Annotated in this window: 15 protein-coding genes and 1 pseudogene; 15 read left to right on the top strand and 1 reads right to left on the bottom strand. The window is 36.1% G+C overall.

Translation table 11 applies throughout. From position 1 onward, the window contains the following. Window positions 1–130 precede the first annotated feature (130 nt). The 12 genes and pseudogenes from KXZ66_RS13730 to KXZ66_RS13675 all read left to right on the top strand — a co-directional run bounded on the left by KXZ66_RS13730 (window position 131) and on the right by KXZ66_RS13675 (window position 9,886). On the top strand, window positions 131–502 hold the full coding sequence (locus tag KXZ66_RS13730) for a YrdB family protein (RefSeq protein WP_072174161.1): 372 nt from the start codon (window positions 131–133) through the stop codon (window positions 500–502). Window positions 503–732: 230 nt separating this feature from the next. Then, window positions 733–1,299, top strand: coding sequence for a cysteine hydrolase family protein (locus tag KXZ66_RS13725; protein ID WP_041850108.1), 567 nt, complete (start codon window positions 733–735; stop codon window positions 1,297–1,299). A 222-nt stretch (window positions 1,300–1,521) separates the two neighbouring features. Beyond that, complete coding sequence (locus KXZ66_RS13720) at window positions 1,522–1,713, top strand: hypothetical protein (RefSeq protein WP_162531634.1); 192 nt, start codon at window positions 1,522–1,524, stop codon at window positions 1,711–1,713. A gap of 255 nt (window positions 1,714–1,968) precedes the next feature. Further along, window positions 1,969–3,201, top strand: a complete 1,233-nt coding sequence (locus tag KXZ66_RS13715) for a cytochrome P450 family protein (RefSeq protein ID WP_151870137.1) — start codon at window positions 1,969–1,971, stop codon at window positions 3,199–3,201. A gap of 269 nt (window positions 3,202–3,470) precedes the next feature. Further along, entirely contained in the window at window positions 3,471–3,746 is a 276-nt protein-coding gene (locus KXZ66_RS13710; protein WP_017697606.1) for a barstar family protein, read from the top strand. 323 nt (window positions 3,747–4,069) lie between these two features. Next, entirely contained in the window at window positions 4,070–4,543 is a 474-nt protein-coding gene (azlB, locus tag KXZ66_RS13705) for an azlBCD operon transcriptional regulator AzlB (RefSeq protein WP_021480168.1), read from the top strand. Between the two features lie 12 nt (window positions 4,544–4,555). Next, a complete protein-coding gene (gene azlC / locus KXZ66_RS13700) occupies window positions 4,556–5,320 on the top strand; it encodes an azaleucine resistance protein AzlC (protein WP_038829683.1) in 765 nt (254 codons plus the stop codon). Continuing rightward, window positions 5,317–5,649 (top strand): branched-chain amino acid transporter AzlD, encoded by a 333-nt coding sequence (azlD, locus tag KXZ66_RS13695; protein WP_003245988.1) that lies wholly within the window; start codon window positions 5,317–5,319, stop codon window positions 5,647–5,649. Before azlC ends, azlD begins: the two co-directional genes overlap by 4 nt. Before the next feature lie 164 nt (window positions 5,650–5,813). After that, complete coding sequence (gene brnQ, locus KXZ66_RS13690) at window positions 5,814–7,136, top strand: branched-chain amino acid transport system II carrier protein (protein WP_021480166.1); 1,323 nt, start codon at window positions 5,814–5,816, stop codon at window positions 7,134–7,136. A gap of 196 nt (window positions 7,137–7,332) precedes the next feature. Continuing rightward, window positions 7,333–7,527: pseudogene (locus KXZ66_RS13685) on the top strand (tautomerase family protein); the annotation flags it as partial. A gap of 286 nt (window positions 7,528–7,813) precedes the next feature. Further along, the gene (gene czcD / locus KXZ66_RS13680) at window positions 7,814–8,761 is read left to right on the top strand and encodes a CDF family zinc transporter CzcD (RefSeq protein ID WP_021480165.1); all 948 of its coding nucleotides are present in this window, start codon (window positions 7,814–7,816) and stop codon (window positions 8,759–8,761) included. 87 nt (window positions 8,762–8,848) lie between these two features. Beyond that, window positions 8,849–9,886 carry a flavin-containing monooxygenase gene (locus KXZ66_RS13675; RefSeq protein ID WP_029318140.1) on the top strand — a complete coding sequence of 346 codons (1,038 nt, stop codon included), beginning with the start codon at window positions 8,849–8,851 and terminating at the stop codon, window positions 9,884–9,886. 119 nt (window positions 9,887–10,005) lie between these two features. On the opposite strand, the gene czcR is transcribed toward KXZ66_RS13675, so the two are convergent. Beyond that, window positions 10,006–10,872 (bottom strand): LysR family transcriptional regulator CzcR, encoded by an 867-nt coding sequence (gene czcR / locus KXZ66_RS13670; protein ID WP_032726237.1) that lies wholly within the window; start codon window positions 10,870–10,872, stop codon window positions 10,006–10,008. A 125-nt stretch (window positions 10,873–10,997) separates the two neighbouring features. On the opposite strand from czcR, the gene KXZ66_RS13665 reads away from it, so the two are divergent. From KXZ66_RS13665 to KXZ66_RS13655, 3 genes are all read left to right on the top strand, one after another. Continuing rightward, window positions 10,998–11,963: a DMT family transporter gene (locus tag KXZ66_RS13665; RefSeq protein ID WP_038829688.1), complete on the top strand. Its 966-nt coding sequence runs from the start codon at window positions 10,998–11,000 to the stop codon at window positions 11,961–11,963. A gap of 17 nt (window positions 11,964–11,980) precedes the next feature. Then, on the top strand, window positions 11,981–12,124 hold the full coding sequence (locus tag KXZ66_RS13660; RefSeq protein ID WP_017697705.1) for a YrzO family protein: 144 nt from the start codon (window positions 11,981–11,983) through the stop codon (window positions 12,122–12,124). 280 nt (window positions 12,125–12,404) lie between these two features. Beyond that, the gene (locus KXZ66_RS13655) at window positions 12,405–13,709 is read left to right on the top strand and encodes a hemolysin family protein (RefSeq protein WP_049141112.1); all 1,305 of its coding nucleotides are present in this window, start codon (window positions 12,405–12,407) and stop codon (window positions 13,707–13,709) included. Window positions 13,710–13,720 lie beyond the last annotated feature (11 nt).

Here is a 13,720-nt window from a genome sequence, read left to right as displayed (position 1 = left end):
CTCTTCAAAAGTAGAGGTAATCTCGCCGAAAACTACAATAAAATCTAAAGAGGAAGAACAGAAAAGTTTTTATACGCTGAAATAAAGCAGAGAAAGAGCATCTCCTACGGGGGTGTTTTTTATAGAGGAGTTGGAAAAACTGAATCAGACTAATTTACTTTTAAGATTCACCCTTGAAATCGCTGCACTAATCTCCTTAGGGGTGTTTGCTTGGATAAGCTTTAATGGTTATTTTAAATATGTTTTAACTTGGGTTTTACCTATTGCAGTTATGATTGTCTGGTCTGTATTTGCAGTACCTAATGATCCTAGTCGAAGTGGACAAACTGTAATAGCTGTAAACGGGGTAACAAGGTTAGTTATTGAATTATTGATCTTTGCAATGGCTGTTGCAGCGCTTTATTTTAGTCATTTAAAACCAGTTGGTATTGTCTTTTTATGTCTAATAATACTCCACTACATCTTTTCAGCTGAGCGTATCAAATGGCTTCTAAATCAATAGTTTTTCATATCGGCACTCGTTATTAGAGTGCTTTTTATCATTCTCTGTAGAGCCAGTGATTCTCAGATTAGATTATTGAAGGTTAACGGCTTGGGCACAGTTGCAGTTTAGAACGCATTTTCCAATAAAGAAGGCGGTCAGTTGAAATTCATCATTAAACAATTGTACAAAAGTAAAATTTGTATTTAGAATGTAGTAATAAATAGAAATTCTACATAGGAGGGTATCTTGTGGAAGAAAAGAAAAAAGCTTTAATCATTGTGGATGTACAAAAAGCCTTCGATGATAAAAAATGGGGGGAACGGAATAACGTAAAGGCGGAAGAAAACATTAGTAAAATACTAAAATTATGGAGAGAAAAAGGATGGACAGTCATACACATACAACACACTTCTGATAAACCTCATTCTTTATTCCATCCAAAGAATGAAGGGTTTGCGATAAAGGAAATAGTTAAGCCTATGGATGAAGAAGTCATTATAACCAAGACAGTAAATAGCAGCTTTATTGGTACGAATTTAGAAGAATTCTTAAAATTAAATGAAATAAACACTGTAGTCATAACTGGTTTAACCACGCCTCACTGTGTATCAACCACCACAAGAATGAGTGGTAATTTAGGGTTTGATACATACCTGATTTCAGATGCAACAGCAGCCTTCGGAATGAGAGACCAAAATGATACATATTATGATGCGGCGACTATTCATAATATATCTCTAGCTACATTGCATGATGAATTTGCCACAATATTGACAACTGATCAATTAATAAATGATTTTATAAAAACTCACTGATGAAAAACATTTTGGCACAGTAAAACGGCAGGCGCCTTTCCAATAGGAAGGGCGCTTTAATTCGATTTCCTGCTTTACTGCTCAGAGGAGATGTATCAATGTTTCTTTATCGACAAGCAAGGGCAGATGAATGAAGCAAAGTGGCAAAGCTACTCCATGAATTTTTCAATTAATATTCTTTTATGGATTTACTCGTAAAACGCGAAAAAAAAGATTTTTGAAATGCATAAAGTACTGACAAGAGCATATTTTAAAAAGCATTTCTTTTTTGTTGACATTCAGAATGGTGAAATGGTTGTTGCTGCTCTATTAAAACATTGTGATAAACCAGACATTAACTTGATCGATTATATAGCAGCAGGGGGGATAACAAAATGGGGGATCCTCAGTATTGAACATGTTGGCGGTGACTAATGAGGCTGAAAAATCTTCCAAATCTTTATAAGAGCCGGCATGGTATTTAGAAGTATTAGGAGTTTCGCCATCTTATCAGGGAAAGAGTTTGGGCAGCAAAATGATTAATGACTGTCTCATATCTTTTATTTCAAAATGCGGGGCGGCATCTTGGCCCTTATCACGAATGCTGGTCTCAATAGATCATTTTACAAATCGTATTGATTTTATATTTAAAGATTATCTTAACCTTTCATAAAGATGGAGGTCGAATGAATGTCTTCAAAAGAAAAAAATAGTGTAACCATTTTGACGGAAAGTCAATTGTCTTCGAGAGCATTTAAAGATGAAGCGTATGAATTTTATAAAGAATTGCGAAAATCACAGCCTCTCTACCCATTATCTTTAGGAGCTCTGGGGAAAGGCTGGCTCATATCGAGATATGATGATGCAATACATTTATTAAAGAATGAAAAATTAAAGAAAAACTATGAAAATGTATTTACCGCAAAAGAAAAACGTCCTGCTCTATTGAAGAATGAAGAGTCTTTAACAAAACATATGCTTAATTCAGATCCCCCTGATCACAACCGCTTGCGAACTCTTGTTCAAAAAGCATTTACGCATCGGATGATTTTGCAGTTGGAAGACAAAATCCAGCATATCGCAGATTCTTTATTGGATAAAGTGCAGCCCAACAAATTCATGAACCTAGTAGACGATTATGCGTTTCCTTTGCCGATTATCGTGATAAGTGAAATGCTCGGCATTCCCTTGGAAGATCGTCAAAAATTCAGAGTGTGGTCGCAAGCAATTATTGATTTTTCAGATGCCCCTGAAAGACTTCAGGAGAATGACCACTTGTTAGGGGAGTTTGTTGAATATCTGGAATCCTTAGTTCGCAAAAAAAGGAGAGAACCTGCAGGAGATTTAATCAGTGCATTAATTCAAGCGGAAAGTGAAGGCACACAATTAAGTACAGAAGAATTGTACTCGATGATTATGCTGCTTATCGTTGCAGGTCATGAAACAACCGTAAACTTAATCACCAATATGACATATGCTCTGATGTGTCACGGTGATCAATTTGAAAAGCTCCGCCAGCAGCCAGACTTGATGAATTCAGCCATAGAAGAAGCATTGCGGTTTCACAGCCCTGTTGAGCTAACGACAATTCGCTGGACGGCTGAACCGTTTATACTGCATGGACAGGAGATTAAACGGAAAGATGTGATCATCATTTCTTTAGCATCAGCAAACCGTGATGAGAAGATATTTCCAAATGCCGACATATTTGATATTGAAAGAAAGAACAACCGCCATATTGATTTTGGCCATGGCAATCATTTTTGCCTTGGTGCACAGTTAGCCCGCTTAGAAGCCAAGATTGCGATTTCCACCTTATTACGCCGCTGTCCAAATATACAGTTAAAAGGCGAAAAGGAACAAATGAAATGGAAAGGGAATTTTCTGATGAGAGCACTCGAAGAATTGCCGCTCAGTTTTTAATTTTTGGGGGATATGTGATTTTCAAACATACTCGTTTTACTCCTCAATTAGATTAAACGATAGTAAAGCTGTAACATAAAAATTTGATATGATAGCTTTTCAAAAACAAAGTTTAGCATTATTTATGCCTACCGGGCATGAAAATGTCTTGCAAACACCAATAGTTTCCCCCTATCGGTGTTTTTTATTTGTTTTCAGCCTCATTTGGACAAACAGCTGTTACATAGTAAACGTTTGTTAAGATAAAATAATGGAGGGCATTGTTTCTAATGAGAAAAATAATGATAGATGGAAGAGACTTTGAAAATATAGAAGTTTTACATGATGTTTTAAAAGATAAATTAGACTTCCCAAACTACTATGGGAGAAATTTAGACGCTTTATGGGATTGCCTGACAGGGTGGGTGGATTTGCCGCTCACTTTAGTCTTGATAAATTTTGAGTTTAGTAAAAAGTTTTTAGGTTCATACGCTGATGATGTATTAGAAGTTTTACTAGAGGCTCAAGAGGAATTAGAGGACGAGTTTAAAATAATAATAGAGTAGACTTTCTGTTTTGTGAATTTTAACAGTTTTCGTTCGCAGAAAAAGGCAATAGGGCACCACAAATTAAAATTTCGTTGAGACCGCAATAACTTTTTGGCTTCTGATAAGTTTCTTATGATGTTGGTATCAAGTCACACAAGTCCCATGACTTCTTTCTGATGTAAGTTAATTTAATTATGAGTTAATCTCGAGGATAATTTTATTCTGTGAATAATATTTTAAAAGGATTTAAATTTAAATAATATTTGATTAACGAATAAAAATTCGTTATTATTTAAATTGGATGAAATATAATTCTGTTAAGTTGTATTGGGGGTTATCAAATGAGTATTATGCTTGATGAAACTGATAAGGCCATTTTAAGAGAATTGCAGGAAGATGCTTCAATATCAAATTTAAATTTATCTAAGAAAATTGGGCTTTCACCATCAGCTTGCCTTGCAAGAACAAAGAACCTAGTAGAAGCAGGTATAATTAAAAAGTTTACGACTATTGTTGATGAGAAAAAACTTGGAATCGAAGTCACAGCACTAGCTCTCATCAACTTATCACCCTTAAATAGGGAGACAATTCATTCATTTTTAGAGGATATAAACAAATTCCCACAGGTTCAAGAATGCTACACACTTACAGGAAGCCATGACTATATGCTTAAGATTGTGGCGAAGGACATGGAGAGTTATCGGAATTTTATCATTGATTCATTAATGCAGAACCCTGCTATTAGTGGAGTTGACACAAGCATAGTCATGAGTACAGAAAAAAGAACTGTCAGTGTGCCAATTGATGAAATGTAGGAGGTTGTTGATTTGAATAAAAATAAAGAATCGTTACATTTAAGCTCTCCTGCTATAAACACTCATATGAATAAGAGAGGTCAAATATGGGCTGCATTTCGTTCTGCATTCCCATATACAATTCCGATTTTTGCGGGGTTTTTATTTTTGGGGATAGCTTATGGAATCTTTATGCATTCTTTGGGATTTAGCGCAATCTATCCAATCATCATGAGTTTTATGATATTTGCGGGCTCAATGGAGTTTGTTGCAGCGAATTTTTTACTTGGTGCGTTCAACCCTATGAATGCTCTTTTTTTGACGTTAATGGTCAATGCCCGGCATTTGTTTTATGGAATTTCCATGTTGGATAAGTACAGAGGGACTGGAAAGAAAAAGCTCTATCTGATTTTCGGAATGTGCGATGAATCATTTTCTATCAATTATACCGCTAATGTTCCGGCGAATGTTGACAAGGGCTGGTTTATGTTTTTTGTGACACTGCTTAATCATTTATATTGGGTCGCGGGGGCAGCGATAGGAGGTATTTTTGGGTCGTACGTGAAATTTAATACCGAAGGGCTTGATTTTGTGATGACTGCTCTGTTTATTGTGATATTCATAGAACAATGGATGAAAGAAAAAAAGCATTACAGTGCTCTCACAGGACTTGGACTTTCAGTAGCCTGTCTTATCATTTTTGGCGGAAACCAATTTATTATTCCTGCTATGCTCGCCATTTTAGGGGTACTGACTGTTCTGAGAAAACCATTGGAGAAAGCTGAGGTTTCCGTATGACGATGACGATGACGCAGCAAATGATCACCATTGCAATGGTCGTGCTTGGAACAATGCTGACAAGGTTCCTTCCATTCATGATTTTCCCGTCTGGCAAACCGACACCGAAATATGTACAGTATCTTGGTAAAGTGCTGCCATCAGCGGTAATCGGGCTTTTGGTCATTTATTGTTTAAAAGATGTGAGTCTGCTTTCTGGAAGTCATGGCATTCCTGAATTGGTTGGGGCAGCTGCAGTTGTACTGCTTCACTTGTGGAAGAAAAATATGCTTCTTTCCATAGCGGGGGGAACCGTTGTTTATATGGTTTTGGTGCAATTGGTTTTTTAACCGATATCGGAAACTATCAAAATGATCATGCTTTTATTGAACTTGATAAAAATATATAAAACTGACACAAACTTATTTTGGAATCAACACTGCGCCAGTGCAAATAGCATCTGTAATGTTTCCTGGCTATTCAAGAAGTGTCTACTTTAATCGGAGGCTATATAATGTCAAAAAAAGTGTCTGCTTCCTATATCATCATTATAGGATTAATGCTATTTGCATTGTTTTTTGGAGCAGGAAATCTCATTTTTCCGCCTATGCTTGGTCAAATGGCTGGAAAAAATGTATGGATCGCTAATGCAGGTTTCTTAGTGACCGGAGTTGGATTGCCATTACTGGCTATAACAGCATTTGTTTTTTCGGGTAAACAAAACTTACAGTCGTTAGCCAGCCGTGTTCACCCGGTGTTTGGCATTGTATTTACGACGATTCTCTATTTGGCAATCGGGCCTTTTTTCGCTATCCCGAGATCAGGAAACGTATCGTTTGAAATTGGGGTAAAACCTTTTTTATCAAATGATGCAGGCCCTGTCTCATTGATCATATTTACAATATTATTTTTCGGATTGGCATGCTTGTTATCACTTAATCCTTCAAAAATCATTGATATAGTTGGAAAATTTTTGACGCCAATTAAGCTGACATTTATCGGATTGCTTGTAGTGGTAGCTCTTATTCGCCCAATTGGAACCATTCAAGCACCATCAAAAGGGTACACATCACAAGCGTTTTTTAAAGGATTTCAGGAAGGATACCTTACTCTGGATGCTCTTGTAGCATTTGTTTTTGGAATTATCATCGTGAATGCATTGAAAGAACAAGGAGCTTCTACCAAAAAACAGCTGATGGGTGTTTGTGCAAAAGCAGCCGCGATTGCAGCTGTACTCTTAGCAGTTATGTATACAGCCCTTTCCTATATGGGGGCTTCCAGCGTTGAAGAACTGGGGATTTTAGAAAATGGAGCAGAGGTCTTGGCTAAGGTTTCATCCTATTATTTTGGATCTTATGGTTCAATCTTATTGGGCTTAATGATTACAGTGGCGTGTCTGACGACAAGTGTCGGACTGATCACAGCGTGTTCTTCATTTTTTCATGAATTATTTCCGAACATTTCTTATAAAAAAATTGCTGTCGTTTTATCAGTGTTTAGTACACTTGTCGCAAATATAGGATTAACCCAGCTCATTAAGGTGTCAATGCCTGTCTTACTGACGATGTATCCTATCGCGATTTCCTTAATATTTTTAACGTTTTTGCATCCTGTATTTAAAGGGAAGACAGAAGTGTATCAAGGCAGTTTATTATTCGCATTCATCATCAGCTTATTTGACGGTTTGAAGGAGGCGGGAATAAAAATTGAAGTTGTGAATCATATTTTCTCTCAGATTCTTCCTATGTATAACATAGGGCTGGGGTGGCTCATTCCAGCTATTACAGGGGGAATATGCGGCTATATACTGAGTATATTCCGAACAAAAACAAGTTGATCAATCAACAGCAATATCACTCAGATCTGCAGGAAGGACAAAGTGCTTGTTCGCCGGTTGCATTGCTTATTAAATGTGTTCAACCAAATTTACAATCATCCTTCCTCTTGCTTCGCCTCTTTGTAAGGTAGGAAGAACATCCGGTAATTGATCAAGAGTTCCTTCATTCTGCACGAAATTTTCTAAATTTGCCGGCTTAAGTTCACTTTCAGTTACAAGTAAATCCCGACCGGAAGAGAAGAAACAAAAATTTTACAGGCTGTTAGCCGAAAGACTGGAATCTGAGTGTGGTATCGCATCAACTGATTTAATTGTATCTATTGTTGAAAATGATAATGCTGACTGGAGTTTTGGACTTGGGGAGGCCCAATTTTTAACAGGTAAATTGTAGTTGAATACTACCCTCAAATGCTTGATTGAAGAAAAGGATAGAGAAACTAGGTTAGCGGAGCAAACCATGGGTTTGCTCCGCTTTTTTATGTTTATAAGAGAATAATTAAGGAGGTATTGTGGATTTCTATAAAAATATTTTGACATTTCAGTAAAGAGCAGATATATTTATATATGAACACATGCTCATATATAAATATTATTTACATCATGTTAGAATGCTTCATAACAGATTTGAAATAATAAATACATATGTATTAAAAACTTTAGTTAAGGAGGAGTTTTTTATGGGTCACAATCATAGTCACAATCATAATGAAGGAGCAAATAAAAAGGTTTTATTGATCTCTTTTATCATGATTACAGGTTATATGATTATAGAAGCTATAGGTGGATTTTTAACAAATAGTCTGGCGCTTTTATCTGATGCAGGCCATATGCTGAGTGATTCAATTTCATTAATGGTTGCCCTGATTGCTTTTACATTAGCTGAAAAAAAGGCAAATCACAATAAGACATTCGGCTATAAACGATTTGAGATTCTTGCAGCTGTGATAAACGGTGCTGCCTTAATTCTTATTTCTCTTTATATCATTTATGAAGCAATCGAACGCTTCTCTAATCCACCAGAAGTAGCAACAACCGGCATGCTTACAATTAGTATCATCGGGTTAGTTGTGAATCTATTGGTCGCTTGGATTATGATGAGTGGCGGAGATACAAAGAATAATCTGAATATAAGAGGAGCTTATTTACATGTAATAAGCGATATGCTCGGCTCTGTAGGTGCCATTTTAGCTGCCATACTTATCATCTTCTTTGGATGGGGCTGGGCAGATCCATTGGCTAGTATCATTGTGGCTATTCTTGTTCTAAGAAGCGGTTACAATGTGACTAAAGATTCCATTCACATCTTAATGGAAGGAACTCCAGAAAATATCGATGTCTCTGATATCATTCGTACAATTGAAGGGACAGAGGGAATTCAAAACATTCATGATTTACACATATGGTCTATCACAAGCGGATTGAATGCTCTTTCTTGCCATGCAGTTGTGGACGATCAACTGACCATTTCAGAAAGTGAAAATATTTTACGCAAAATTGAACATGAACTTGAGCATAAAGGCATTACGCACGTAACCATTCAAATGGAAACTGAAGCGCATAATCACGACAATGCGATCCTTTGTCAGCCCAAAATGGAGAAGCCGCGTGACCACCATCACCATTAAATTTTTTATCTAACTTTATAGTGAGGAGATCAACTAGCATTTTGCAGATTCTGTCTACTGACAATTTGAAATTGGCGGGGTGATAATGTGTACGACACTATCGTAATCGGGGCTGGTCAAGCAGGGATCTCGATAGGATATTATCTTAAGCAGTCCGATCAAAAGTTTATCATTTTGGATAAAAGTCATGAGGTGGGGGAGAGCTGGAAAGATCGGTATGACTCATTAGTTTTATTTACTTCTCGAATGTATAGCTCTTTGCCTGGAATGCATCTTGAAGGAGAAAAACATGGATTTCCTACAAAAAATGAAATTGTTGCTTATCTAAAGAAGTATGTTAAAAAATTTGAAATTCCAATCCAATTACGGACAGAAGTAATAAGTGTCCTAAAAATAAAGAATTATTTCTTAATAAAAACAAATCGGGAAGAATATCAAACGAAGAATCTTGTCATTGCTACAGGGCCTTTTCATACCCCTAGTATTCCATCAATATCAAAGGATTTAGCTGATCATATTAATCAACTACACTCATCACAATATAAGAATTCAAAACAATTGGCATATGGAAATGTACTAGTAGTTGGTGGTGGGAATAGTGGTGCTCAGATAGCTGTTGAATTATCCAAAGAAAGAGTTACATATTTAGCCTGTAGTAATAAACTAGTTTATTTCCCTTTAATGATCGGAAAAAGAAGCATCTTTTGGTGGTTTGATAAATTAGGAGTTTTACATGCAAGTCATACATCAATAGTAGGCAAATTCATTCAAAAGAAAGGTGATCCAGTATTTGGGCATGAATTAAAACATGCAATAAAACAGAAGGAGATCATCTTAAAAAAAAGAGTCATTGCCGCAAAGCAAAATGAAATCATTTTTAAAGATTCATCTACATTAGAAGTAAACAATATTATTTGGGCTACTGGTTTCAGGAATCCCTTATGTTGGATAAATATAAAAGGTGTTTTGGATCAAGAAGGTCGAATCATACATCATAGAGGTGTTTCACCTGTAGAAGGATTGTACTTTATAGGGTTGCCTTGGCAGCATAAGCGAGGTTCAGCGTTGCTTCAAGGCGTAGGAAATGATGCTGAATACATTGTAAAACAAATGAACGGTGGATAAACGAAGCAGAGCAGTAACTCACATGTTTACTGCTCTATTTTATTGTGAATAAGGGTAGCGAAGTGGAGATGCGCCTTCTCTTTTATTTAAGAAGTTAACATAGAAAGAGAAAAAGCTCTTTAAGACATACTCATATTTTTATGTTCAACAATGGTCTTAAGGAGGCTGCGCATTGAATTTGTCAGGTACGCATCTTTATGGCGTATAAAGATTGTTGAGATACAGCTATCTTTCTCAGGTAATGGGTGACAATAAACCTTACCTTGTGCAGCTAGATGCATAACAGCAGATTCCGGTACCACTGTTATACCGAGTCCAAGTGCAACACTATTTAAGATTGTCTCTAGGATGTTAAATTCCATCATTCTGTTTGGGAGCACACCTTCATCTTTGAGCCATTGTTCAAGCCTAGACCGATACCCGCACCCCTGATTAAAAACAAGAATCGGAGTCGTTGAAACATCCTCTATATTAAACGTTTTGTTACTGGTTACTAGAGTAAGTTTTTCAGTATAAACATCATACTGTTCTAGAATAGAATGTTTCAAAGGGCCTGAAATAAAAGCTCCGTCTAATTCGTGATTCATGACCTTTTTAATAAGTTCCTCTGTTAGACCAGCCTGCAATGATAAATCCACATTAGGATACTTTTTATAATAGGAAGCTATGATGGTCGGCAGTATCCTCACTGTTTCCACTGTACCGATTTTTAATATTCCAGATGGTATTTCAGTATCTAGAAAGACCTGCTCCAGTTCTTCAACATCTTTCAAAATTTTGTTAACGTATTCAATCATTTTTCGGCCCTCTGGGCTTAGTGAAACCCCTTTTTTATGGCGATTGAAAAGAGGTGTTTTGAGCTCATTCTCTAATTGCTTAATCCGCGCAGTTACATTAGATTGTACATAATTTAACTCTTTTGCAGCACCGGTAATACTCTTGTGATGGGCTACGCATTTGAAAATTTGTAAGTCTCGCAGTTCCATGAAGATCCCCCCTTCATTAAAGTATCATTATCAATGATGTTTTTCATCACTTTTGTTCATTTTACTTGATGCTTACTTCTTTTTATAATTCTCATTGTAATTTTTAAGAAAAGGAGGGGAATTCAATGAAAAAAAGTCAATTATTCATTGGTGCCCTTACATGTTTAGTGGCAAGTATGTCTTGGGGCGCGATGTTTCCAGTTGCAGATCATGCATTAGAATTTATTGATCCGTTTTATTTTTCATTTATTCGCTACGGTGTGGTAACAATTATGTTAGTGATTTTATTATTAGTGAGAGAAGGAAAAAAATCATTTCATTTAGAGGGTAAAGCAAAATGGATCATTTTATTTGGGGTGATGGCGTTTACTGTATACAATGTTCTTATTTTTTTAGGTCAAAGGTTGATGGGGAAGTCTGGAATTATGACAGCGTCCATTGCCGAGGCACTCATGCCGATGCTTTCAATTGTTATTCTATGGGGATATAAACATGTGAAACCTAAAAAATACACAATGATCAGTATATTGATTGCCTTTTTGGGGGCTTCGATGGTCATAACCAAAGGTAATATAAGTTTCTTTTTTTCATTAGGGGATCATCTATTCTCGCTACTCTTTATATTCATTGGTGTTTTAGGATGGGTTGTCTACACAATGGGGGGACAGTTATTCCAAGAGTGGTCCACACTTCGTTATTCAACATTGACATGTTTATTCGGCACAGCTATAACAGGAATCATGACAGCTATACTTACCGCGCAAGGTTACGTGTCGGTACCGAGTATTAAAGTAGTTGCAGCAATTAAGTATGATTTTTTATTTATGATTACTTTACCAGGTATCATAGCCCTCCTTAGTTGGAACTATGGCATTAAAATCCTATCATCCATTAACGGGATTTTATTTATTAACTTTGTCCCCATCACTACATTGTTAATCATGGTGATCAAAGGATATAACATAACTGCTTTTGATATAGTAGGAACACTGTTTGTCATTATTGGACTCATTTTAAATAACATATATCAGCGTAAGGAAGATTATAAGCAGGTATTGCAAAAAGAAAAAACACATTTGACTATCACTTAGACGGTGGGGGATTTAAAATGTTTGAAGGTCTATTGTTTTTCATTTCAGCTGGAATTGTCTGTGAACTTGCTGCAATTAATAGAAATGGCCGCAAAAATATAAAGCAACAGGCGGAATTGATTCAAATTTTAAGAGAAAACCTTAATAAAGACATCAAATAAATTAAGACGGTTGGGTATTATTGAAACACACCAGAAAATTCAGGTGTGTTTTTATTTTGCTTTCTTTTTTAAGCCTTAAAACGTCACCAATCGTTAGTTGAATACTATGGGAACCACTCTCCATACGGAAAAAGATGATTATTTACATCATTCAGAGTTGATTTTAGGTTCTTTTGAACTTATAATGTTATATATATTGTTTTTTGTTTATTCAGAAAAAAAGGTTAGAAAAATAAATATTTATATCGGAGGTGTACGCCTTACTAGGTAAGGCAAATCATTGACAACCATTAACCTTATAATCTTTACTATATTAATTGTCTTAACAGCATTTTTTGTTGCGACTGAATTTGCGATAGTAAAGATCAGGTCATCAAAAATTGACCAACTCATATTAGAGGGAAAAAAAGGTGCCGTATCAGCCAAAAAGGTCATTACTCATTTGGACGAGTATTTGTCAGCTTGTCAATTAGGGATCACGGTTACAGCGTTGGGAATTGGCTGGGTTGGAGAATCGACTTTTGAAGTGATTTTGCACCCCTTATTTGCTCATTTTCATGTAAGTGAAACAGTCTCACATGTATTGATCTTAGTGATTGCTTTTGTGATGGCGACTTTTTTGCACGTTGTAGTTGGAGAACTTGCTCCTAAAACACTCGCTATCCAAAAAGCGGAAACCATCACTCTTTTGACTGCAAAGCCAATTATTTGGTTTTACCGCATCCTGTTCCCTTTTATATGGTTTTTAAATGGTTCAGCCCGGTTTATAGTAGGACTCTTCGGTTTGAAACCTGCATCAGAACATGAACTTGCTCATTCTGAAGAAGAACTGCGCATCTTACTGTCTGAAAGCTATAAGAGCGGTGAAATCAATAAAAATGAGTTGAAATATGTAAATAATATTTTTGAATTTGATGAAAGAATTGCCAAAGAAATTATGATTCCGAGAAGAGAGATCGTAGCGATTTCTAGTGAGGATTCTTATGAAACTATTGTTAAGACCATTAAGACAGAGAGTTATACAAGGTACCCAGTCCTAAATGGAGATAAAGATTCAATCATTGGTTTTATCAATGCTAAAGAATTCTTGTCAGCTTATATTGACACAGACCAGAAGATAAAAGAGAATTTCAAGTTAGAAAATCATATCAACCCTGTTATCCATGTTATTGAATCCGTTCCAATTCATGATTTATTGGTAAAAATGCAAAAAGAGCGAACACATATCGCTATTCTTGTGGATGAATATGGCGGCACTTCAGGTTTAGTCACTGTTGAAGATATTCTTGAAGAAATTGTCGGGGATATCAGAGATGAATTTGATAAAGATGAAGTGTCTGATATTAGAAAAGTAAACGATAATCACTATATCATAGATTCGAAAGTGCTCATTGAGGATGTAAATGATTTATTGGGAACGACGTTAGCAAGTGATGAAGTGGATACGATAGGCGGCTGGTTTATGACTCAACAAATAGACGCTGCAGTTGGATCCGTTATAGAAGCCGATGGGTATATTTTCAAAGTGCACAAAACAGTTGGCCGGCATATTAATTATTTAGAAATTGTCCGGAAAAAAGAATAACATCTAGATAA

This window comes from Bacillus sp. LJBS17 (assembly GCF_019334685.1).
GTDB classification, from domain to species: Bacteria; Bacillota; Bacilli; order Bacillales; family Bacillaceae; genus Bacillus; species Bacillus subtilis.
This window is presented reverse-complemented; position numbering and strand designations above follow the sequence as displayed.